This window comes from Synechococcus sp. PROS-U-1 (genome assembly GCF_014279755.1).
In the GTDB taxonomy this organism is placed as follows: Bacteria; Cyanobacteriota; Cyanobacteriia; order PCC-6307; family Cyanobiaceae; genus Parasynechococcus.
In genome coordinates, this window is the sequence record NZ_CP047951.1 from 2,193,900 (window position 1) to 2,216,094 (window position 22,195).

A 22,195-nucleotide genomic window follows, 5' to 3' on the forward strand; every position below is an offset into this window, starting at 1 on the left:
CTGTGACCGCATGCAACCGGGCTCCCGATAGCGTGAGAATGCATAGATTCAGTTGAATGGGAGGGTCATGCTCGGTTCGCTGTTTCCGCTTCTCTATGGGGCCTTGTTCGTGGCCCTTCTCTGGCAGGCCTTCCGTGTCATGAGCAAGGGTTTTCGTGCTGCCAGTGGTCCGATCAGCGGTGGCCCCATCAGCGATCCCAAGGACCGCACTGGCCAGGTCACCATCCACCCGGAACTGCTGGACAGCGAGGGACGCATCACCGAAGAAGACCTGCTGACGGTGCGCTTCGGCGGTGACGATGACGAGACCTCGACGGCCGCTGGACCCGGCACTGAATAAATTGGGCGCTTGGAGTCGACAGGGGTCGCCTGAGTGGATCAGAGAACACGCATCGTTGCCGCGGTCATCAAGGGCATCAAGCTGCCCCCCCGGTTTCGGCTTCGGCTGATGAAAGAAGATCCGGTTCGCTTGGAATTGAGCCTGACTCCCGCTTACGGAAAGGACCCCATCACCGTGGGACTTGTCGAATCTCTTGATCTGGTGGCCCGTCGTGACCGGGAAGGCAGGATCCCCCGCGACCTTCAGGGCACCTGGGACTGGACCGTCCGTCACGGCCAGGTGAGCACCGGTGGCTGGAACCCTTATCTCAAGGAGGCGCTGCAAACCATGTTCGAGACCGGCCTTCCGGCGATCGTGTTCGAAGAACTCACCGGCGAGGAGTACCACCCCGTGGACGGAACCCGCCACGTGCGTTGATCGAGGCACAGCGTGTGTAAAGGCGTGCGAATGAATGCAGCGAGGCGAAAACCAAGGGGCTAGACCGGAATCAATTCGGCCTTTAAGAAAGTCTTTATGGCCTCCCTCGTTGTTTCCATCGGGCCCCTTGTGCGGTTGCTGGCCGCTGTTGGCGCCATCAGCAGCCTGCTTCTGTTGGGCCTGATGAATCTCGTCCCATGAATCGAGCGGCAGCACCGGTTTGAGCCAGTTCCCGATCGACGCCCTGCTGGCGCGGATCTGCTCTGAAGTTCGCCCGGGACAAACAGTTCTGCTGCAGGCGCCACCCGGGGCAGGCAAGACCACACGGGTTCCCTTAGCGCTGATCGGGGCCCTGACGGAAGGGCCGGGGGTCTTCGCAGGGAAGCAAAAAATCTGGATGATTGAGCCGCGGCGGCTGGCCACCAAGGCCGCCGCCGCCCGCCTCGCCGCCAGCCTCGGAGAAGACGTGGGTGGCCGCATCGGCTATGCCGTACGCGGGGAACAGAAACGATCCAGCCGCACCCAGGTGGAGGTGATCACCGACGGCCTCTTCCTGCGGCGCCTGCAGAGCGACCCCTCACTGGATGGGGTGGGCTGCGTAATTTTCGATGAATTTCATGAGAGGGGGCGTGATGCGGATCTGGCCCTCGCGCTGCTGCGCGAAGCGCGTCCGCTGCTGAATCCAGACCTGGCGTTGATGTTGATGTCCGCCACGCTGGATCTGTCCGACCTGAGAGAACGCCTGCCCGAAGCGACAGTGCTGGAAAGCCCAGGCCGCTGTTACCCGGTGGAGACCCATCACCAAGCGCCACGACCGGACGAACCCCTGCCTCGACAGGTGTTACGCGCCATTGAGCACCATGCCCTCGAGCAACCTCAGGGAAGCGGTGTACTGGTCTTCCTGCCTGGGCTCGCAGAGATTGAACGCTGCAGGCAGACCCTGACCGAAGCAGCGGCTCTGCAGAACTGGCGCATTCAAGTGCTGCATGGGCAACTCCCACTGCAACAACAGAGTTCAGCCCTCCAGCGCTGCGATCCGAACCAGGACGGCAGCATCATCCTGGCCAGTGCCATTGCGGAAAGCTCCCTCACAATCGATGGTGTGCGGCTGGTGATTGACAGCGGCCTCAGCCGTCAACTGCGCTACGACCCCAACACCCAAATGGAAGGCCTGGAGACGACCGCCTCCAGCCTGGCCAGTGCGGAGCAGCGCAAGGGCCGAGCCGGCCGCCAATGCCCAGGCAGCTGCATCCGCCTCTGGTCGCCCGCGGAGCAACAGCGACGACCACGCTTCCACCCCCCCGAACTACTGCTGGCGGATCCCCAGCCCGTATTGATGGAACTGGCCCAGTGGGGAGCTGGACTGGGGGATGAGCTGCCATGGCTGGACCCACCACCTGCAGCCGCCATGCAGGAGGGACAGCACGGCCTGCAACAGCTCGGCCTGCTGGAGCAAGACGGCCGCATCAGCAGGCGGGGACGGTTGATCGGCGGCCTGGGCGTTCACCCCCGTCTCGGCATGCTGCTGCTGGAGGCCCATGAACAGGGCGCCCCCCAGCTGGGGTGTGATTTGGCGGCAATCCTCAGCGAAAGGGATCCCTTCGATCGCCGCCAAATCGGTAGCGATCTCGAGGCCCGGCTCAACAGCATCCAGCGCCATCCATCACTGCGAACGCTCAGCCAGCAGCTCCGCCGCCAACTGAATCGACTTGGCCCGTCACCCCAGAACCAGGGATCGTCCGTCAGCGCCGGCGATCTGATCCTGGCGGCCTTTCCGGAATGGCTAGCGCAAGAGCGACCGGACCAGACCGGTCGCTATCAGTTGCGCCAGGGACGCGGCGCCGTGCTGCTTCCCTGGGATCCGCTTCAGGGGAGCCCGGCCCTGGCCGTCGCCAGGGTCGACATGGGCGACAGAGACACCCGCATCCAGATGGCAGTGGCCCTGAGCCAGAGCACCCTGCTGACCATCGCTGAGCAAGACGGCCATTGGCAGGACTTAGTCAGCTGGGATCCTGAACGCCAGAGGATCCGCGCCGAACGACTGCTGAAACTGGGTGAATTGGTGGTGCGCCGCACGCCACAGCCTTCGCCAGCAGCGCCGCTATGCCGGAGCCTGCTCATCGAACAGCTGCAGAAGAACTCCAGCCTTGACGCACTGCCCTGGACGGACAGCAGCCATCAACTGCGCCAACGGCTGGAATGGATGCATCAGCAGGTGGGCAGCCCATGGCCGGCAAGGGATCTCACGACGCTGCTGGAGCAGGCTGACACCTGGCTTGGTCCAACCCTGGAGGGCTGCCTGGGTTGGGGCGACATCAGCACAGCAGCACTGGAAGAAGCGCTCTGGGGCGATCTGGACTGGAGCCTCAGACAACAGCTGGATGGGCTGTTGCCGCGTCGCGTCCCGATCCCAGCCGGCCGGCAGGCCACACTGCTTTACACGGGCGACGAGGTCATCCTTGCCGTGAAATTGCAGGAGATGTTCGGATGTGACGACGGGCCCCACGTGCTGAATGGTCGTATCCCCGTCACCCTGGAACTGCTCTCACCGGCAGGTCGTCCCCTGCAACGCACCCGGGATCTCAAAGGCTTCTGGCAAGGTAGCTATCAGGACGTGCGCCGCGAGATGCGAGGGCGCTACCCCAAGCACCCCTGGCCCGACGACCCCCGCCAGGCACTGCCGACCGCCCGCACGAAACGCAGGTCAAGCGGAGGGCAGGCGTAAACAATGCAAATGGATCCCCCTTCCTGTAGCCGTTAGCACTCGCAACAAAACTCCAACCTTTGTTACATTGTTACCAAACCAAATCGGTCCTCCCCCATGTCTGACAACGCACGCTTCGGTTTCGTCAACTTCGCTGAGACCTGGAACGGTCGTCTGGCCATGCTGGGCATCGTGATCGGTCTCGGCACCGAGCTCCTGACCGGCCAGGGCATCCTGTCCCAGATCGGCCTCGGCTGAGTTCCGCACCGCGGAATCTGAGAACCCCTCGGCTGACCGGGGGGTTTTTTGTTGCCTCGCCGACTGTCATCACTGATGCATCAAAGTGGGTGCATTCCATTGAGACAGTCGTTGGCACCGCTTTACGTTCAGAACAGACGCGACGGATCAAGGCTGCTCAGCAGTGCCTTGGTGATCTGCACGATCGGTGCCACCCAGATTCACCAGCACTGGGGGGTTCTTGTCACCAGCATCTCCGCCGTTGTCTGCATCTACTGGGGTTACGCCTACAGCCGCCTTGAGCGTTGATCGTCTTCCGACTTACTCCGTTGCTGAACTGAACACAGCCATCGGAAGCCTGCTGGAACGTGGCTTCGCGCCCCGTTTTTTGTTGGAGGCAACGGTCTCAAGGCCCCAGCTGAAAAAAGGCCATCTATGGCTGACCCTCACCGACGGCGCCGCCAGCATTTCCGGTGTGGTGTGGGCCTCAAAACTGGCCCAGCTCAGCTACCGACCTGAGGACGGTGACGGCGTCACGGTGGTGGGGAAGCTGAATTTCTGGGCCGCGAGGGCCAGCCTCACCGTTCAGGCACTGGACATCCGCCCCAGCCTGAGCACCGTGCTCAGGGACTTCGAACGGGTGCGTCAGCTGCTGGAACAGCAAGGGGTGATCGACCCCAACCGTCAGCGGCGACTGCCGAGCCAACCATCGACCATTGCGGTGCTCACCAGTGTGCCCAGTTCCGCCCTGGCCGACATGCTGCGCACCGCGGCTGAACGCTGGCCCATGACGCAACTGATCGTGGTACCGATTCCAGTGCAAGGCGCAGTGGCCTCCACGATCATCGGCACCCTGGAGGGTTTGGCAGAACGGACTTCTGAACTAGGAATTCAAGCCCTGGTGCTGGCACGCGGTGGCGGAAGCCGGGAAGACCTGGCGGTGTTCGATGACGAGGCGCTCTGCCGCGTTCTGGCGAGCTATCCAGTGCCTGTGGTGACGGGCCTCGGCCACGAGGATGATCTGACGGTCGCAGATCTGGTCGCGGACCATCGCGCGGCCACCCCCACGGCAGCGATCGTGGCGCTGCTGCCCGACCGCGATGCGGCGCGTCAGGGGCTTGTGCAACGACAGAGCCGATTGAGAGAAGCGCTGCTGGGGCGAATCCTTCGCGAGCGCCAGCGGCTCCAGGATCGGGCCTTTGTGCTTGAACAACAATCTCCCCTCGAGCGAATCAGGCGCCACCGCCATGAGCTGGCGCAGAAACAGCTGTTGCTGAAGGCGCTTTCGCCGGAACGCTGGCTGAAACGCGGGCTTGCCCTTATCAGCAACACCGCCGGCGACACCATCCCAGACCTTCAATCCGTCAATATCGGAGACCAGCTCAACATTCGGATGAGCGACGGAACGCTTGAGACACGGGTCGATCAGATCCAACGCAATTCGCCAAAAACCACCTCCTGATGAGCAAGCGCCAACCCAGCAAAGAGTTACGCGATCGCATCGAAGGCTGGCGCAAAGATGCCGCTGGCCTGAACTACGAGGAAGCAATGCAGGCCCTTGATCTGCTCCTCGCTGAGCTGCAGAACGACAGCGTGCCTCTGGCGGAATTGCAGCAACGGGTTCTCCACGGTGAGGTTTACCTCAGCCGTTGCCAGAGCCTGCTCGACAGCGTTGAACAATCGATTGTCGAACTCGATCCCAAAAGCCTTGAGGCCACAAACAATGCGTAAGGCACTGCCCTGGATCTATCTGCTTCTGGCACTTCTTGGAGCAATCTTGCCGTGGAAAGCCAATCTTGAGTTCATTGCTGAAGGTGGTGGCCAAGCCTTCGATCTGGCGCGGTTCATTGCCGATGCCAACAGCACAGCGGCCGCACGCTCATTGAGCGCCGACCTGCTGGTGGGGGCCAGTGCCGTCACGCTCTGGATCTGTGTGGAAGGTCCGCGTCAGAAAATCAAAGGATGGTGGTTGGCCATTCCCTTGAGCTTCGGCGTGGCATTTGCTTGTGCTGCACCGTTTTTTCTCTTTCTTCGGGAACGTCAGCTGCAAGCTCAGGAATCGGAATCGACATCCTGAGCGATGACATCAATCGTGAGATCGCTGGCCGGCGTGGACTGGGACGCTGAAACGCCAGCATCGTCTCCAGCGTTGCCATAGGGCGTGCCACAGACAGCACAAAGGTCAGCTCCCTTAAAGCCTGTGGCACCGCAGGCGGTGCAGCTGATCATCCTGGACTGCAGCACCTTCCAACCAATCCAACCCAGACCGGAGAGGATCAACGGAAGCGCCAGGAGCGTGAGGAGCAGACCACCGGCAAGATCCAGCAACAGACGGCCTGCGGCTGTTGGCACCAGCAGAAGCAGAACAACTGCAATCCACAACACTGCTGGTGGTCGATTCATTTGCTTCAACGGAAAAGGTCCGTTGGTTCAGCTTCGCAGAGTTGAAACGAAGTTCAAGGTGTCAGGTTGTTCGGTTCCCCGAGCCGAAGCTTGCCAAGACGAACCGCCGCTAATTCCACACTTAAACATTGGCCAAAATAGAGAATGACACCCACCAACCAAACCCAGAGCGTTAAAACCAAAACGCCACCGATAACGCCATAAGCCTGATAACGATTGCCAAGAGAAACAATACTTAAGCTGAGTATTTTATTGAGAAAGGCCAAACCAAAACCAATCAACAAGGCACCAGGAATCAAGGGCGCTCTTGGAACACGGCGGCTAGGCAGCACCACCTGAAGCAGCAACGCCATCAGCGACAGAATCAGGGCTGGAACAAGAATCCGCCCGAGCGGAAGAATGGGGCTGGATCGCACAAGAGCCATCAACCCTGGAATAAAACCATCAAGAACGCCAAGGATGTCTTCCGGAAGCTGTCGGATGCTGAGCACCAATTGCTGAAAGACGATCAGTACTGATATCGCAAAGACCGTCAAAAAAGCCTCTATGCGCGTCCTGCAGAACTGCACCACTTGCTTCCACCAAGGCAGGCCGATTTCAGGCTCTGGAAGAATGTCCGACCAAAGCCGATCAGCTCCACGCTGCAGGGTCAGATACGCATTACTCGCTGTAAGGAGCAGAACAACCACACCGAGAATTCCAGCACCAAAGCCTTGGTTCACCAACCCACGCAAGGTGGAATCCACCAGGTTGGTTGCTGAAGGCGGCAAGACCTGGGTGACCGACGCCAAAACATTATCCAAACTGTTAGTTTCGCCAAACACCCTGGCCGCAACTGACAACGCGATCAGCAAGAGTGGGAAAAAAGACTGCAGCACAAAGTAGGCAAAAGCAGCACTCAAATCCACACATTCAGCATTATTCCAGCGCTGACAGGCTTGCCATATCTGCCCCCCTACCTTTCGAACAAACGAACGTCTTGGCACAGATTGGCGCAAAAGACTTCTAAAACCTTACAACAAAAAAGCCACCTCACATGGAGGCGGCTTCTTCGTGGGTGGTGATGGTGATTGCTTCAACAACCAGCCAATCATCAACCTATAAGAGAATGTTTTACCTGGCATCGAGCTATTTTCTCAGGGGGCTACCCCCCAAATATCGTCGCCGCTGATGCGTTTCACAACCGAGTTCGAGATGGATCGGTGTGGGACCACATCGCTATGGACACCAGGATAGTTATAAACATTCTCAAGGGATGAACCCTGAGAACTGCATAGGATCTGCAGCTTGCGCTACACGTCTGAATCAACAAAGAAATGAGTCTTCAGGCAAGAACCAAAATGTTGGTCAAGCCCTCGGTCTATTAGTACTCCTCCGCTGCATCCATTACTGGACTTCCACGTAGAGCCTATCAACGGGTGTTCTTCCCGTGACCTTACTGGGTTACCCCATGGGAACACTCATCTTGAGGTGGGCTTCCCACTTAGATGCTTTCAGCGGTTATCCACTCCGCACATGGCTACCCAGCGTTTACCGTTGGCACGATAACTGGTACACCAGAGGTGCGTTCCTCCCGGTCCTCTCGTACTAGGGAGAAATCCTCTCAATGTTCCTGCGCGTACACCGGATATGGACCGAACTGTCTCACGACGTTCTGAACCCAGCTCGCGTACCGCTTTAATGGGCGAACAGCCCAACCCTTGGGACCGACTTCAGCCCCAGGTTGCGATGAGCCGACATCGAGGTGCCAAACCTCCCCGTCGATGTGAACTCTTGGGGGAGATCAGCCTGTTATCCCTAGAGTAACTTTTATCCGTTGAGCGACGGCCCTTCCACTCAGAACCGTCGGATCACTAAAGCCGACTTTCGTCCCTGTTCGACTTGTAGGTCTCACAGTCAAGCTTCCTTCTGCTTTTGCACTCGTCAGCTGATTTCCAACCAGCCTGAGGAAACCTTTGCGCGCCTCCGTTACCTTTTAGGAGGCGACCGCCCCAGTCAAACTGCCCACCTGATACTGTCCGCTCCCCGGATAACGGGTGAACGTTAGAACCCTAGCTCTGAAAGAGTGGTATCTCACCAGTGACTAACTCATACCCACGAGCATGAGATCAACGTCTCCCACCTATCCTGCGCATTCAGAGCCCGGGCACAATACCAAGCTACAGTAAAGCTTCATAGGGTCTTTCTGTCCAGGTGTACGTAGTCCGCATCTTCACAGACAATTCTATTTCGCCGAGCCTCTCTCCGAGACAGCGCCCTGATCGTTACGCCTTTCGTGCGGGTCGGAACTTACCCGACAAGGAATTTCGCTACCTTAGGACCGTTATAGTTACGGCCGCCGTTCACCGGGGCTTCAGTCGCCAGCTTCGCTTACGCTGACCGGCTTCCTTAACCTTCCGGCACTGGGCAGGCGTCAGCCCCCATACATCGTCTTGCGACTTAGCGGAGACCTGTGTTTTTGGTAAACAGTCGCCAGGGCCTCTTCACTGCGACCACCTTGCGGTGGCACCCCTTCTCCCGAAGTTACGGGGCCATTTTGCCGAGTTCCTTAGAGAGAGTTACCTCGCGCACCTCGGTATTCTCTACCACCCCACCTGTGTCGGTTTCGGGTACTGGCAGTCATGCCTTAACGGGTATAGAGCTTTTCTTGGAAGCTTGACGTCACCAACTTCGCTGCCGTAGCAGCTCGTACTCACGCCTCAGCTCGGAACGTTTTCACCGCTCCTCAACGCCTCGAACGCTTGAACCAGTAACCAACGTCTGGCTTGGCTAGCCTTCTCCGTCCCTCTTCCCAAAACATGACCGGTACAGGAATGTTGACCTGTTGTCCATCGACTACGCCTTTCGGCCTCGCCTTAGGTCCAGACTAACCCTCCGCGGACGAGCCTGCCGGAGGAACCCTTAGGGTTTCGGTGCATGGGATTCTCACCCATGTTTTCGCTACTCAAGCCGACATTCTCACTTCTATGCAGTCCACGCCCGCTCACGCTAACGCTTCGCCCCACATAGAACGCTCCCCTACCATAAAAATCCGCAGCTTCGGTACAACACTTAGCCCCGTTCATTTTCGGCGCAGGATCGCTCGACCAGTGAGCTATTACGCACTCCTTTGAGGATGGCTGCTTCTAGGCAAACCTCCTGGTTGTCTATGCAATCCCACCTCCTTTATCACTTAGTGTTGATTTGGGGACCTTAGCTGGCGGTCTGGGCTGTTTCCCTCTCGACCATGGAGCTTATCCCCCACAGTCTGACTGCCTCGCTACACACAGGGTATTCAGAGTTCATCTCGATTTGGTACCGCTCTCGCAGCCCGCACCGAAATGGTGGCTTTACCCCCCTGCTGGAGCACGAGACGCTACGCCTCAACGTATTTCGGGGAGAACCAGCTAGCTCCGGGTTCGATTGGCATTTCACCCCTAACCACAGCTCATCCGCTGACTTTTCAACGTCAGTCGGTTCGGACCTCCACTTGGTATCACCCAAGCTTCATCCTGGCCATGGTTAGATCACCCGGGTTCGGGTCTATAAACACTGACAAACGCCCTATTCAGACTCGCTTTCGCTATGGCTCCACCATTTCCGGTTTAACCCGCCAGTGCCTATAAGTCGCCGGCTCATTCTTCAACAGGCACACGGTCACCCTATAAGTAGGGCTCCCATTGCTTGTAGGCTCACGGTTTCATGTTCTATTTCACTCCCCTCCCGGGGTTCTTTTCACCTTTCCCTCGCGGTACTGTTTCGCTATCGGTCACACAGTAGTACTTAGCCTTACGAGGTGGTCCTCGCGGATTCACACGGAATTTCACGTGCTCCGTGCTACTCGGGATACAGCTAGCTCAGTTCAGTTTTCGGTTACGGGGCTTTCACCCTCTGTGGCGTGCCATTCAAGCACTTCTCCTAACATTCCTGATACACGTTGCTGTCCCACAACCCCGATACTCGAAAGCATCGGTTTAGGCTCTTCCCCGTTCGCTCGCCGCTACTTAGGGAGTCGTTTTTACTTTCCTTTCCTCCAGCTACTAAGATGTTTCAGTTCGCTGGGTTGGCTCGTGCCAGCCTATGGATTCAGCTGGCCGTATTAAGGGTTGCCCCATTCGGAAATTCCCGGATCAAAGCGTGCTTCCAGCTCCCCGAGACTTATCGCAGGTAACCACGTCCTTCATCGCCTCTGTGTGCCAAGGTATCCGCCGTGAGCCCTTTGTAGCTTGACCAATTAACCTCTTAAACGCTTACCGCCGTTGAAAGCAGATTCTCAAGTTTTAATCATCAACTTTCGTTGACTCCTAAAACAAGATCAAACTCTGATTCGCTCGACACGAATCAAAGAACATTCAAGAGTCTCGGCTCTTGCTCAAAAGAATTTTCATTGTTCTGGTTCTAATCTTCCTTTCAGAAGATCAGACTCAAAACAATGCATCTGTAAGATGCTTTGTTTTTCCAGACTTCACCTATGCAGTTGTCAAGGTTCTGCTAGAACTTCAAATCAAATCATCAATTGCTTGATTACTTGATCCGAGCCCAGCATCTTATCAACCAAATTCAAAGCTTTCCACTTAAAAACTTGGAATGACAGGAAGCTGGGGTCATCCAGCGGACACATCTAAATCACACTCCAATCGAGCTCAACTCCATAACTTGGAGATGGGGATAAAGTTCGGTCAGTGGAGGTTAGGAGACTCGAACTCCTGACATCCTGCTTGCAAAGCAGGCGCTCTACCAACTGAGCTAAACCCCCAACACCGAATGGGCCATCCTGGACTTGAACCAGGGACCTCACCCTTATCAGGGGTGCGCTCTAACCACCTGAGCTAATGGCCCAGGAGTCTCATCCCTTTTGGGGTGTGACCTAGACAAAGTTTAGGAACTGAAAATCTCCATCAAGCACAACACATTGCTGCATTATCTTGATTTCAAATCTGAGGTACCGATCGACCTAAGGTGACAGGATTTCGGCCTAAGAATAAAAGTACTCAGGCATCAAAATCATTGTGTTGTCTCCCTGTTAGGAGGCGATCCATCCGCACCTTCCGGTACGGATACCTTGTTACGACTTCACCCCAGTCATCAGCCCCACCTTCGACGTCCTCCTCCACAAGGGTTGGAGTAACGGCTTCGGGCGTGGCCAACTTCCATGGTGTGACGGGCGGTGTGTACAAGGCCCGGGAACGTATTCACCGCAGTATGCTGACCTGCGATTACTAGCGATTCCTCCTTCACGTAGGCGAGTTGCAGCCTACGATCTGAACTGAGCCACGGTTTATGGGATTTGCTTGTCCTCGCGAACTTGCTGCCCTTTGTCCGTAGCATTGTAGTACGTGTGTAGCCCAGGATGTAAGGGGCATGATGACTTGACGTCATCCACACCTTCCTCCGGTTTATCACCGGCGGTCTCTCTAGAGTGCCCAACTAAATGCTGGCAACTAAAGACGTGGGTTGCGCTCGTTGCGGGACTTAACCCAACATCTCACGACACGAGCTGACGACAGCCATGCACCACCTGTCACTGCGCTCCCGAAGGCACTCTCTCGTTTCCAAGAGATTCGCAGGATGTCAAACCCTGGTAAGGTTCTTCGCGTTGCATCGAATTAAACCACATACTCCACCGCTTGTGCGGGCCCCCGTCAATTCCTTTGAGTTTCACACTTGCGTGCGTACTCCCCAGGCGGAACACTTAACGCGTTGGCTACGACACCGAGGGGGTCGATTCCCCCGACACCTAGTGTTCATCGTTTACGGCCAGGACTACAGGGGTATCTAATCCCTTTCGCTCCCCTGGCTTTCGTCCATGAGCGTCAGTGATGGCCCAGCAGAGCGCCTTCGCCACTGGTGTTCTTCCCGATATCTACGCATTTCACCGCTACACCGGGAATTCCCTCTGCCCCTACCACACTCAAGCCCAACAGTTTCCACTGCCATGATGGAGTTAAGCTCCACTTTTTAACAGCAGACTTGAAGGGCCGCCTGCGGACGCTTTACGCCCAATAATTCCGGATAACGCTTGCCACTCCCGTATTACCGCGGCTGCTGGCACGGAATTAGCCGTGGCTTATTCATCAAGTACCGTCAGATCTTCTTCCTTGATAAAAGAGGTTTACAGCCCAGAGGCCTTCATCCCTCACGCGGCGTTGCTCCGTCAGGCTTTCGCCCATTGCGGAAAATTCCCCACTGCTGCCTCCCGTAGGAGTCTGGGCCGTGTCTCAGTCCCAGTGTGGCTGATCATCCTCTCAGACCAGCTACTGATCGATGCCTTGGTGAGCCATTACCTACACCAACTAGCTAATCAGACGCGAGCTCATCCTCAGGCGAAATTCATTTCACCTCGCGGCATATGGGGTATTAGCGGCCGTTTCCAACCGTTATCCCCCTCCTGAGGGCAGATTCTCACGCGTTACTCACCCGTCCGCCACTAACCCGAAGGTTCGTTCGACTTGCATGTGTTAAGCACGCCGCCAGCGTTCATCCTGAGCCAGGATCAAACTCTCCGTTGTAGATCATTTCCTTTTAAGAGCTTTCGCTCCCTCAAAATGATTTGCGTCACCCATTGCTCAGATCATTCTGGCAACAGTTGAGGCCTCCTCTTCGCTGACACAAAAAGGGTTCTTAAGAGTGCATCTCTAGATTTCTCTTTCAATGACTTTCCGGGATCTCAGATCCGGTTGTTGCTCCACAATTCGCACACCGACAACAAGAAGGTTCGTGAAAACCCTCTCGTTGCAGCGAATTGCTTCGACGCAACGAAATTTTTTGACGGGACCTCACACCTTCATCGCTCTTTCATTCGGCTCCTCACCTCACCTTGCGGCTCAGCTCAAAACCAAACGCGATGAAAGCGTCAGTTCCTAAACTTTTCGGTTGTCCAGGTGCGACCAAACCTCGCTGCACTCCCTCTCAGGAGTTCACTTGGCTGGTCATCGCGGCCTTCGCGGCCGCTTGAAGAACTTACAACACCGTGGGATCGCTCCCTCTTGGTTTTGTAAGTCGCCTCAGACACATCAATGCTTTCGCCTTCAGCGCTTCGGCTTGCGCGCTCGCCTCTCGGCTCCCGCGCAAGACAAAACCATAACACCACAACTCACACTCACGCAACCAACACGCTTCAGCGCTGGACCAGAGCCTCTCCCCAGGGAAGAAAACGCGCCAAATGGGCCCATGAACCGGCCGCCAGCATGGGAAAACCGCGTTCAGCAACGTCCACTCCTGGAGAGAGCTGGGCTGGATCCGCATCCAACCAGCGAATCGGACAACCCAACTCGTCCAGCACCAACCAGGCTGCCGCCAAATCCCAGATTTTGGGAGTGGCCTCCAATGCAGCGATGGTCTGCCCCATCGCCACACTCACCAGATTGAGGCTGGCGACACCAAGCAAACGAATCTTTCCGGGAAAACGCTGATCGGGTTTGCGCTGCAGCACCCGAATCGATCGGCTGCAGAGGGAAACACAGGCACTGGTTGCCAAGGCTCTGGTCTCTGCCGTCAGCGGCTGGTTGTTGCGCGTGGCACCGCGGCCACGCAGGGCGACAAAACGTTGCCCCAGCGCTGGCACATCGAGAAAGACCTCACTGGGACGGCCATCCACGAAGCGCGCCACGGAAATCGCCCAATAAGGGATGCCGGCCGCAAAATTGGTGGTCCCATCCAGGGGATCCACCACCCAATAGGCCCGCGTGGCTGGGACTGTTTTGGATCCTTCCTCGCTGAGGACACCCTCCCCTGGGGCAATGCTGGCCAACCCCTCCACCAGAGCGGCATCACTCCAGCGATCGCAGTCGGTGATCAAAGAACCATCCGGCTTCACATCGGAACCGATCTGACCAAAATCCTGCAACTGACGAGCACGAATGCGATCCAGCAGCAAATGAACGGAGCTCAGTTGATCGTCACTGAGCACCAAGGTCACCACAGAGGCTGAACAGGACTGCTCTCAGTCTGATTCACCGTCGAACCTGAGGAAGCTATAGATGGACAGGCGGACTTGAGCGGCGTTGGCTCAATGGGAATCGGTGCTTGATCGGGTTCCGGCTCCGTTGCAGGCAGAGAAACCGCATTGCAGGCAACCAACGCATCCAAACCTGTGCGGCGCTGGAGCTCCGCCAGGCTGGTGTTGTATTCACGGATGGCCTGGGCATATTTCAGCTCTGCCTGGGTGAGATCACGCTGGTTGTTGACCACCTCTCTCTGGGTGCTGACGCCGGCCTGGACCCGCAGATTGGACAGGCGGAGGGATTCTCGGGATGAGAGAACCTCGCTGGATGTGGTGTCGATCTTCTGAATCGCCGATCGCAGGCCGATAAAGCTTCGCTCAACCTCGAGGCGAATCTGATCACGGGTGTTGGCGAAATTGAAGCGGCTCTCTTCAGCTGCTTGCTTGGAGCGACGGTAATTAGCGCGGGCACGACCACCATCAAACAAGCGCCAGCTCGCCGTCAGCGCTGTGCTGTTTTGAACTCCGTAGGTGAAATCGCCCATATCAATGTCACTGAGCGACGTCTGACCGCTTTGCCCCTCCGATCGCGAGACCGAGGTGGAGTTGACAAACCTGAGAACTGGCTGAACAGCTGCCAGGGCCGAATTGGCCCGGCTGTTGTTGATGGAGATCTCGAGAATCAGTTGGTCCAGCTCTTCGCGGTAGTTGTAAGCAGAGATGATGCTTTCCTGCAATGAGGGTTCCCATAGACCCAGGGGTCGGGCAGGAGTCGCGGCAGTTGGGGTGACGTCCTGGGGTAGGTCCAGCAGCGAGGCGAGATCGCGACGCGCCAAATCCTGCCTGCCGAGGTTGGTCGTCAGGATGTTGCGGTCACGAGCCAATTGGGTCTCCGCTTCCAACACCTCCAGCTTCGTGTTCACACCAGCGTTGAAGCGAGCTCGCGCATCCCGCAGGCTGACCAAGGAAGCTTTGACAGAATCCTGGCCAATACGAACCCCCTCATCGGCCTCCTGGAGGATGAAGTAAGTCGAGGCCGCTTCCAAACGAAGGTCTCGCAAAGCAATCAAGTAGGAATCGCCGGCTCGCTCAAAGGTGTCCCGAGCAGCAGCAATATCGGGAACCCGGGCAGGATTGATCAGATCCCAGCTCACCTGCAGGCTCACGTTGACCCGCCACTCGCGGCCATACCTCTCATTGAATCCATCCCTTGTCACAGGGCGGGTGTACTCCTCTCCGGTATTGGGGTTGACCTTCGTCTCCTCACCGGTGATGGGATTGACCCGAGGTGAGGGTTTCTGAACGACCCGATCCGGAACGAAGTCGGGATTTCGATAGGAGTACGACTTGAAATATTCGGGGAGCCCACTGGCCGAGAGGTCAACAGTGGGGTACCAAGCTGCGATTGCTGCGCGCAGCGCAGACTTGGCCTGATCCACCTGGCTGGCCGCAGCCTTCAACCTCGGGCTGTTGAATTCAGCCAGCTGCAGAGCTTCCTCCAACGTGAGAGGTCGCAACTCATGAATGCGCACCTGAGACGGCGCGTTGGGGAGCGCCAGGCTGGGGGGGGCCACCAACGGCTCAAGGGATGGGGGCAGAACATCTGCCGCTGGAGCAACGACGGATGGATCAGCTTTGGGGCGTGCTCCCTTCAGATCAATTGCATCGGGCAGCGTGGTTTGATCCACCAACGCAGAAACTTCCGATGCTGTTTCCTGGCTGAGCGCAGAGGGAACAACGGTGGAAACAACGCCCGCAACGAGACAAATACCCGCGGTGATCCGGCGCACAGCAAACAAAAACCTTTGACGGAGCTTAGGGACTTTTTCCTACGGCTCTCAAAACTGAGGCCACGACGTCAGCCGCCCCATGCACGATCCGGATGGGAACCGGCAACTGCGCGGCCAGGGCCTCCAAAGTCATGTCATCCAGGAACACGGGCTGACCCTGCCGCAACATCACCGATGGCAGCAGAAGTTCATCGCCGAGATCTTGCCCCTGCAAGCCACTGAGCAGATCCTGCCCTGTCAGCAGTCCGGTCACCACTTGGTCCTGCCCCCAATACGGGCTCGGCAATCCGATCAGATGAAACTCGACTCCATCAACGCCATTCAACCGTTCCGCCACGGGCTGCAAGGCCTGGGAAACGATCTGACCGACCACCCAACTGCAACGACGGGGCTGGGGCACCGCGCTGGGCAAATCTTCGGTGGCGGCATCGAGCGCTTCAAGGAAGGCGCGAATGCTGCCCACGCCATTCTCTTGCTGCGGAAGATCCTCATAGTCATCCCGCGGGGGCAACGGCAACCCGGCCATCAAGTACCACTCATCCGAGAGCCAGGCAAAGCGGGTGCCCAATGCGGCCTGGAAGCGCTGTTGCATCGGTTCCACCTGGGCAATCACACGACGGGCACAGGCCGGATCCACAGGAACAAGGCCGTCTTCAGCGGGCCTGAACCGCGTCAGCCCCACCGGCACCACCGCTGCAGACAACACCGCTGGCCAGGGGCCAGACGCGAAGGACGCCAAGTCGTTGAGCGTTCTCTCAAGGGCCGGGCCGTCGTTGAGCCCCGGGCAGACCACCACCTGAGCGTGAACCTGTAGATCGCGCTGATCAAACCAGGCGAGCTGATCCATCACCTGGGCAGCACGGGGGTTCACCAGCAGACGGGAGCGCAGATCGGGCTCCGTGGCATGAACCGAAACAAACAGGGGCGATAAACGCTGCTCTTCAATCCGCTGCCAGTCGCCTTCGCCGAGGTTGGTGAGGGTCAGATAGGAGCCATAGAGAAAGCTCAGCCGGTAGTCGTCATCTTTCAAATAAAGGCTGTCGCGGCGGCCTGGGGGCTGCTGATCGATGAAACAGAACGGACAGTTGTTATTGCACTGGCGCAAGCCATCAAACAGGGCCTCGGTGAAGGCCAGGCCAAGGCCGTCATCAGCCTCCTTTTCCAATTCCACCCGATGCAGCGCACCCGCTGCATCACGCACCTCAAGGCAAAGCTCCTCGTCCACGCAGAGGTAGCGGTAATCGATCAGATCTCGCGGACGAATGCCATTGATGCTGAGCAACTGATCACCCGGCTCGAAACCCAGCTCCTCCCCAATCGATCCCGCCTCAACTGACGCCACCACCGCCGGCTGCGGTTGGCGGCCACTGCTGGTTGGATCCAGAGCTGCGACTGCAACCCCGGCGGATGGCTCATTCCACACAAGCCGGCCTCATCTGCTTTCAGTGTGCGCCGTAAACGCCCCACCAGACCAGCAGCAGCATCCCAAACAGCAGCCGGTAGGCCACAAAGATCCAAGTGCTGTTGCGCTGCAGGAACTTCAGCAACCAATCGATCGCCAGCCACGACACCACCGCAGCTGAAACGATTCCGACAAGCAACGGCAGGGGGCCGGTGCCAGCGGTCGCGGCCAGGGCATCCTTGAGTTCCACCAGCCCCGCAATGGTGATGGCTGGAATGCCGAGAAGAAAAGAAAATCGCGCGGCATCGGCACGCTGCCAGCCGTCGAACAGAGCAGCGGTGAGGGTGCTGCCGGAACGGGAGACCCCTGGAATCAAGGCCAAGGCCTGCGCCAAACCCACCACCAGGCCATCACGTCCTGAAACGTCCGACAGCTTCTTGCGACGCACTCCATTCCGTTCCGCCAGAGCAAGCAACAACGCCATCACGATCGAAACGATGGCAATGGAAGGAACACTTCGCAGAGGCGACTGTTCGTAACCCTGAGCCCAAAACAGTTTGATCCCCAACCCAATCAGCAGAATCGGCAGGGTGCCAACTGCCATTGCGATGCCAAGGCGCGCCTCGGGTTCACGCCACTGGCCATGGCGAATGGCTCGACTGATCCCCCGCAGCACCTTGTTGAGATCGGCGCGGAAATAGGCAATCACGGCAACGATGCTGCCCAGCTGAATCGCGGCAGTGACAGAGACGCCAGGGTCACCCCAACCCAGGAGCACGGGCACCACCTTCAAATGGGCGGTGCTGCTGATCGGCAAAAATTCAGTAAGACCCTGAACCACTCCCAGTACGAGATCACGCCAGCAGGCCTCAAGCAGGGTGAGGGATGCAGAAGGGTCCGCCATCGACACAACAGATGTCGCTTTGACGGTATCTCCAGTGCGACAGGCAAAGATGTCGGCCGCGTCACTTGAAGATGTCTTCTAAGGTTCCGTGACTTTCTTCACAAAAGGGATTTGATCGGCGGCACCTGGCAAACCTCAGCCCCCGCTCGGTCGTGGTCCTTTCCGGTGGCACGGATCGCCGCAGCGATGGTGGTGCTGCCGGTGTTTCTCCAGGCTCCTTGGGTTCGCCTGGATCCGTTTTCGGCCACCTTGTTCACGGGTGTTCTGGTGGCAGCCGGGCTGGTGTTGCATCAAAGCCGCTCGCAGACAGCATCCGATCTGGGATCGCTGCTGGTTGGTTTCAGCGGCAGCTGGCTTGCAGGGTGCATTTTCTGGGGATGGTTGCGAGCCCATCCCGTGTTGCACCTTCCGGTGGAAGCTTTCGCTGTGCCTGTGGCCTTGGGCGGCTTGCAAGGCCGCTGGAGACTGGCAGCGACCTTCTACCTCTCATCCCTCGTGGGTACAGCCTGTACTGACCTGGCCATGGCAGCCACCGGCGTGATGCGGTTCTGGCCCGAAGTGGTGACGGCGTCCCTGAATCAGGCTCCACTGCTGCTCCATCAGGCGGGGCTGCATCTGCTACAGCCCCTGCCCCTCCTAACCCTGGTGGTTGCAGCTGCATTGGTGCTCATGGCCGGACGTCGCCTCAACCTGAGCAGCGCCGGATCCAACGGTGACGCCGGAGCCATGGCCTCTGCTGTCTTGATCACAACCCTCTGGGTGGATGGCTTGTTCCTGCTCACGGCGCTACTCCAGCCCGGGCTGAGTGGCCTTATCGAATGAATCGAGTGAAACGAACTGCAAAAGCTCCCACGATCCAGGGGCTTGATCGGCGCAACGACTTGTAGTCTTCCCGAGCCGGCTCCGCCGGTCGACCCGTTCTGACCCCTGATCGAGAGTTGAGATGAAGCGGCTTCTGAGCTGGCTGACTGGCGCACTGCTGATGGCAAGTCTGATGGCAGGCCTTGTGCTTCCCAGCAGCGTCTATGCCGACGACGACCTTCGCAGCAAGTATTCCGGCAACGAGATCCGCAACGTTGTCGACGACAAGATCGCTGAAAGTGAAGGCAAGGTGGACCTGAACAATTCCTCCGTGCGTCGCTTCCAGCAATTCCCTGGCATGTACCCAACCATGGCCGGAAAGATCGTTCTGGGTGGTCCCTACAACAGCGTTGACGACGTGCTGTCTCTTGACCTGACAGACCGCCAGCAGGAGCTGTTCGCCAAGTACCGGGACAATTTCATCGTCACGCCTCCTTCAATTGCTCTGAACGAGGGAGACGACCGCATCAATGACGGTCAATACCGCTGATTTCTAACCCCGTCACAATGTCTGTGACTGCTTGAACCGCCGGACCACCGGCGGTTTTTTTGTCCCCGTGATGGCCCAGCCCCGTAGCTCTAACCCCATCCCCTCAGGTCCCTGGGACGTGGTGGTAATTGGTGCCGGGGCAGCGGGGTTGATGACTTGCCTTGATCTGCCGCCAGGGCTCAAGGTGTTGCTTCTCAACCGCAACACAGGGCGGCGTTCCTCAAGCCGCTGGGCCCAGGGCGGCATCGCAGCGGTGACCCGCAAGGAGGACAGTGCCGATAGCCATGCCGAGGACACGGTTCTGGCTGGAGCCGGCCTCTGCGATGGCGATGCGGTACGCCTGCTGGTGCAGGAGGCGCCCCATTGCGTCGAGCGTCTGGGACAACTGGGCATGGCCTTTGACCGGGATCAGAACGGTCTTGCCACCACCCTCGAAGCAGCCCATAGCCACAGGCGGGTGCTGCATGTACAAGACCGCACCGGGCGCGCCCTGGTGGATGTGCTGCGGGATTGTGTTGAGCAACGGCCTGGGTTGCTGCACCGCCGAGGCGTACGGGTGACGCAGCTGCTGGTGCGCGATGGGCGCTGCTGCGGCGTGCAGGTTCTGGATGGAGCGCATCTTCATGGCATCGAAGCCCGCGCCGTGGTGCTGGCCAGCGGCGGCGGCGGCCATCTGTTCGCCAACACCACCAACCCCGCCCAGGCCTGCGGTGAAGGCATTGCCCTGGCTTGGCAAGCCGGTGCTGCAGTGGAAGATCTGGAATTCGTGCAATTCCATCCCACGGCCATCCGTCTGGATGATGCCCCCTGTTTTCTGATCTCCGAGGCCGTTCGCGGTGAAGGTGGCGTGCTGGTGGATTCCCTCGGGGGAAGCCCTGTGGCCCATCTGCGCCAACGCGACCTCTCCCCGCGGGATCAGGTGAGCCGCGCCTTGATGCAAGCCATGCAGCGGCAGCAGGTGAAACAGATGTGGCTGGACTTCGCCGCCATCCCGCGCGACCAGGCGGAGCGACGCTTCCCAACGATCCTGGACCGCTGCGATGAACTCGGGCTAAACCCGTTGGAACGACCGATCCCGGTAGCTCCGGCCGCCCACTACTGGATGGGAGGGGTCGCCACGGATCTGCAGGCCGCCACAACACTGCCAGGGCTCTTTGCCGTGGGGGAGGTGGCCTGCACCGGCCTGCATGGAGCCAACCGTTTGGCCAGCAACTCTCTGATGGAGTGCCTGGTGTTCGCCCATCGCCTCAAGGAGATCGAACTCGGCCCTACCCCACAGGCCCTGACCACAGGCAAAGCCCAACCACTCGAACTGGACCTGGACGGCAGCAGCAGTTCGCAGTTGATCGACGCGATCGAGCAGCTGCGACAGCTCTGCTGGCGGCGGGCGGGTGTGGAGCGATCCGCCACCGGACTGAGCCATGCCCTCACCAAGGTTAAAGAGGACATGCAGCATCTTGAGCAGCAGGCTCTGCTTCAGGCCTTGCTGCGGCAGGACCCATGTGCCGCACGTCTGCTGGCGGAAAGCAGCCGACGCGATCTGAACCTGTTGCTGGATCTGCACCACCGGCTATTGACCAGCCGTCTGATGCTGGAAGCCTGCCTGTTTCGCGGCGAAAGCCGAGGCGGTCATTACCGCAGCGATGCTCCGGCTCCGCTGCCGCAATGGCGGCAGCATTCCAGGCAGCAACGAGAGCAGGGCATCTTCACCCGAGCCGTGCGCCCCTGATTTAGAAGTCGGTGTCGCCCTCGTAGCCGCTGAGTTCCGCCAGGGTGTCGAGCCCTTTCACGCCGGAATCGATGCTGCCATTGATCTCCCAGCTGGGGAAGCCCTCCAATCCTTTGCTGCGGCAGAGATCGGCCTGGTTGTTTTCACCATCCGGAGCGCACTCAACCACCTGGAGCTGATCGGAAGCCTGCTTGCCAAACAGCTCCTTCTGTTCGTGGCAGTGGGGGCACCAGTAAGCGGAATACATCACCGCACCACTGCTGGTGAGGTGCTCGGCCAAAGCGATTGACGCAGGCGTGCTCTCGGTCGTGACGACCGGAGCAACAGTGCCGCTGACCACGGCCTCGGGCCGATTCGGATCCACCACCGACGCCCAGATCAAGCCCCCCAGAAGCACGGCAAGGGCCAGGAGCACACCACGGAACAGCAACTGACCCAGGTCTTCCCAGCCACCGCCGACGATGGAGAGGATCAAGAGTGCGAGTGATAACCCGGCTGAGAGGACGCAGAAGAAGCAGAAGGCCTGGATTTTGAGCAGCATCACCCCCAGCAGCACACCGCTGAAGACAGCCATGGCCAGGGACACCGTGAAGAGGCCCCACCAGGTGCGGCGCGACAGGTCGCTCTTGTTCTCCTGCAAACCGGGCAACAGCGGCAGCAATGCCATCAGCAGAACGGCGCCGTAGGCCAGCACCCCCACAAACGACAACGGGATCCCAGCGAAGACCGTCCCCCAGGCGCTGTTCAGCACCTTGTCGCAGCCGTCGGCCCCCATCGGACACGTGAGGTTGCCGAGCAAACCCCAGCGCTTGAGGGTGATCGAACCGGTGTCGATCAGCCCCGCGGTGGCCAGCACCGCCATGGCGATGCGGGCCCATTTGGCACCGGAATCCTGGCGGCGACGGCTGACGAGACGGGTGGTGCCCATCCTTGATCTTCAAGTGTTCGAATTCTGTCAGTTCCGGCGTGATCAGGCCGCTTCGTAGGCTGATCCTTG

18 protein-coding genes, 2 tRNA genes and 3 rRNA genes are annotated in these 22,195 nt (G+C 58.7%); 11 read left to right on the top strand and 12 right to left on the bottom strand.

The features are described 5' to 3' along the window. Window positions 1-67: 67 nt before the first annotated feature. From SynPROSU1_RS11950 to SynPROSU1_RS11985, 8 genes are all read left to right on the top strand, one after another. Entirely contained in the window at window positions 68-340 is a 273-nt protein-coding gene (locus SynPROSU1_RS11950; RefSeq protein ID WP_186570693.1) for a DUF2973 domain-containing protein, read from the top strand. 33 nt (window positions 341-373) lie between these two features. After that, window positions 374-757 (top strand): hypothetical protein, encoded by a 384-nt coding sequence (locus tag SynPROSU1_RS11955; protein ID WP_115022581.1) that lies wholly within the window; start codon window positions 374-376, stop codon window positions 755-757. 220 nt (window positions 758-977) lie between these two features. After that, window positions 978-3,482: an ATP-dependent helicase HrpB gene (hrpB, locus tag SynPROSU1_RS11960; RefSeq protein ID WP_186570694.1), complete on the top strand. Its 2,505-nt coding sequence runs from the start codon at window positions 978-980 to the stop codon at window positions 3,480-3,482. Between the two features lie 96 nt (window positions 3,483-3,578). Continuing rightward, entirely contained in the window at window positions 3,579-3,719 is a 141-nt protein-coding gene (locus SynPROSU1_RS11965; RefSeq protein WP_011365253.1) for a chlorophyll a/b-binding protein, read from the top strand. Window positions 3,720-3,830: 111 nt separating this feature from the next. After that, a complete protein-coding gene (locus SynPROSU1_RS11970; protein WP_186570695.1) occupies window positions 3,831-4,007 on the top strand; it encodes a hypothetical protein in 177 nt (58 codons plus the stop codon). After that, the gene (gene xseA / locus SynPROSU1_RS11975; protein WP_186570696.1) at window positions 3,997-5,160 is read left to right on the top strand and encodes an exodeoxyribonuclease VII large subunit; all 1,164 of its coding nucleotides are present in this window, start codon (window positions 3,997-3,999) and stop codon (window positions 5,158-5,160) included. Before SynPROSU1_RS11970 ends, xseA begins: the two co-directional genes overlap by 11 nt. Further along, a complete protein-coding gene (xseB, locus tag SynPROSU1_RS11980; protein WP_186570697.1) occupies window positions 5,160-5,429 on the top strand; it encodes an exodeoxyribonuclease VII small subunit in 270 nt (89 codons plus the stop codon). The genes xseA and xseB overlap by 1 nt, the downstream gene beginning before the upstream one ends. Then, a complete protein-coding gene (locus SynPROSU1_RS11985) occupies window positions 5,422-5,775 on the top strand; it encodes a DUF2834 domain-containing protein (protein WP_186570698.1) in 354 nt (117 codons plus the stop codon). The genes xseB and SynPROSU1_RS11985 overlap by 8 nt, the downstream gene beginning before the upstream one ends. Here the strand turns inward: SynPROSU1_RS11985 and SynPROSU1_RS11990 are convergent. The 11 genes from SynPROSU1_RS11990 to SynPROSU1_RS12040 form a co-directional block, all read right to left on the bottom strand. Beyond that, window positions 5,751-6,101, bottom strand: coding sequence for a hypothetical protein (locus SynPROSU1_RS11990; RefSeq protein WP_186570699.1), 351 nt, complete (start codon window positions 6,099-6,101; stop codon window positions 5,751-5,753). The two genes, SynPROSU1_RS11985 and SynPROSU1_RS11990, sit on opposite strands and share 25 nt — an antisense overlap. Before the next feature lie 53 nt (window positions 6,102-6,154). Beyond that, window positions 6,155-7,087 (bottom strand): YihY/virulence factor BrkB family protein, encoded by a 933-nt coding sequence (locus SynPROSU1_RS11995; RefSeq protein WP_186572385.1) that lies wholly within the window; start codon window positions 7,085-7,087, stop codon window positions 6,155-6,157. A gap of 129 nt (window positions 7,088-7,216) precedes the next feature. After that, window positions 7,217-7,333: ribosomal RNA gene (gene rrf / locus SynPROSU1_RS12000) — 5S ribosomal RNA — on the bottom strand. A gap of 111 nt (window positions 7,334-7,444) precedes the next feature. Then, window positions 7,445-10,312, bottom strand: a 23S ribosomal RNA gene (locus tag SynPROSU1_RS12005). 451 nt (window positions 10,313-10,763) lie between these two features. Further along, window positions 10,764-10,836, bottom strand: a tRNA-Ala gene (locus SynPROSU1_RS12010). Between the two features lie 9 nt (window positions 10,837-10,845). Further along, window positions 10,846-10,919 (bottom strand) — tRNA-Ile (locus SynPROSU1_RS12015). Between the two features lie 184 nt (window positions 10,920-11,103). Further along, window positions 11,104-12,589 (bottom strand): 16S ribosomal RNA (locus SynPROSU1_RS12020). The 16S, 23S and 5S rRNA genes sit together here with 2 tRNA genes alongside, the layout of an rRNA operon. A 608-nt stretch (window positions 12,590-13,197) precedes the next feature. Then, window positions 13,198-14,001, bottom strand: a complete 804-nt coding sequence (locus tag SynPROSU1_RS12025; RefSeq protein WP_186570700.1) for an inositol monophosphatase family protein — start codon at window positions 13,999-14,001, stop codon at window positions 13,198-13,200. Continuing rightward, window positions 13,995-15,812 carry a TolC family protein gene (locus SynPROSU1_RS12030; RefSeq protein ID WP_186570701.1) on the bottom strand — a complete coding sequence of 606 codons (1,818 nt, stop codon included), beginning with the start codon at window positions 15,810-15,812 and terminating at the stop codon, window positions 13,995-13,997. Before SynPROSU1_RS12030 ends, SynPROSU1_RS12025 begins: the two co-directional genes overlap by 7 nt. A gap of 25 nt (window positions 15,813-15,837) precedes the next feature. Then, on the bottom strand, window positions 15,838-17,235 hold the full coding sequence (locus tag SynPROSU1_RS12035) for a TIGR03279 family radical SAM protein (protein ID WP_186570702.1): 1,398 nt from the start codon (window positions 17,233-17,235) through the stop codon (window positions 15,838-15,840). Window positions 17,236-17,254: 19 nt separating this feature from the next. Then, complete coding sequence (locus tag SynPROSU1_RS12040) at window positions 17,255-18,118, bottom strand: undecaprenyl-diphosphate phosphatase (protein ID WP_186570703.1); 864 nt, start codon at window positions 18,116-18,118, stop codon at window positions 17,255-17,257. A 111-nt stretch (window positions 18,119-18,229) separates the two neighbouring features. On the opposite strand from SynPROSU1_RS12040, the gene SynPROSU1_RS12045 reads away from it, so the two are divergent. From SynPROSU1_RS12045 to nadB, 3 genes are all read left to right on the top strand, one after another. Further along, window positions 18,230-18,940 (top strand): DUF3120 domain-containing protein, encoded by a 711-nt coding sequence (locus tag SynPROSU1_RS12045; RefSeq protein ID WP_186570704.1) that lies wholly within the window; start codon window positions 18,230-18,232, stop codon window positions 18,938-18,940. A 121-nt stretch (window positions 18,941-19,061) separates the two neighbouring features. After that, window positions 19,062-19,469, top strand: a complete 408-nt coding sequence (gene psbU / locus SynPROSU1_RS12050; RefSeq protein ID WP_186570705.1) for a photosystem II complex extrinsic protein PsbU — start codon at window positions 19,062-19,064, stop codon at window positions 19,467-19,469. 70 nt (window positions 19,470-19,539) lie between these two features. After that, entirely contained in the window at window positions 19,540-21,198 is a 1,659-nt protein-coding gene (nadB, locus tag SynPROSU1_RS12055; RefSeq protein ID WP_186570706.1) for an L-aspartate oxidase, read from the top strand. Window position 21,199: 1 nt separating this feature from the next. Here nadB and SynPROSU1_RS12060 read toward each other — a convergent pair whose 3' ends face one another. Further along, entirely contained in the window at window positions 21,200-22,126 is a 927-nt protein-coding gene (locus SynPROSU1_RS12060; RefSeq protein ID WP_186570707.1) for a vitamin K epoxide reductase family protein, read from the bottom strand. Between the last annotated feature and the right edge of the window lie 69 nt (window positions 22,127-22,195).

Excerpts from the sequence above, each read along its gene's own strand:
- SynPROSU1_RS11950 (WP_186570693.1), top strand. The coding sequence starts at position 68 with ATGCTCGGTTCGCTGTTTCCGCTTCTCTATGGGGCCTTGTTCGTGGCC.
- SynPROSU1_RS11965 (WP_011365253.1), top strand. The coding sequence starts at position 3,579 with ATGTCTGACAACGCACGCTTCGGTTTCGTCAACTTCGCTGAGACCTGG.
- xseB (WP_186570697.1), top strand. The coding sequence starts at position 5,160 with ATGAGCAAGCGCCAACCCAGCAAAGAGTTACGCGATCGCATCGAAGGC.
- SynPROSU1_RS11985 (WP_186570698.1), top strand. The coding sequence starts at position 5,422 with ATGCGTAAGGCACTGCCCTGGATCTATCTGCTTCTGGCACTTCTTGGA.
- SynPROSU1_RS11990 (WP_186570699.1), bottom strand. The coding sequence starts at position 6,101 with ATGAATCGACCACCAGCAGTGTTGTGGATTGCAGTTGTTCTGCTTCTG.
- SynPROSU1_RS12040 (WP_186570703.1), bottom strand. The coding sequence starts at position 18,118 with ATGGCGGACCCTTCTGCATCCCTCACCCTGCTTGAGGCCTGCTGGCGT.
- psbU (WP_186570705.1), top strand. The coding sequence starts at position 19,062 with ATGAAGCGGCTTCTGAGCTGGCTGACTGGCGCACTGCTGATGGCAAGT.
- nadB (WP_186570706.1), top strand. The coding sequence starts at position 19,540 with ATGGCCCAGCCCCGTAGCTCTAACCCCATCCCCTCAGGTCCCTGGGAC.
- SynPROSU1_RS12060 (WP_186570707.1), bottom strand. The coding sequence starts at position 22,126 with ATGGGCACCACCCGTCTCGTCAGCCGTCGCCGCCAGGATTCCGGTGCC.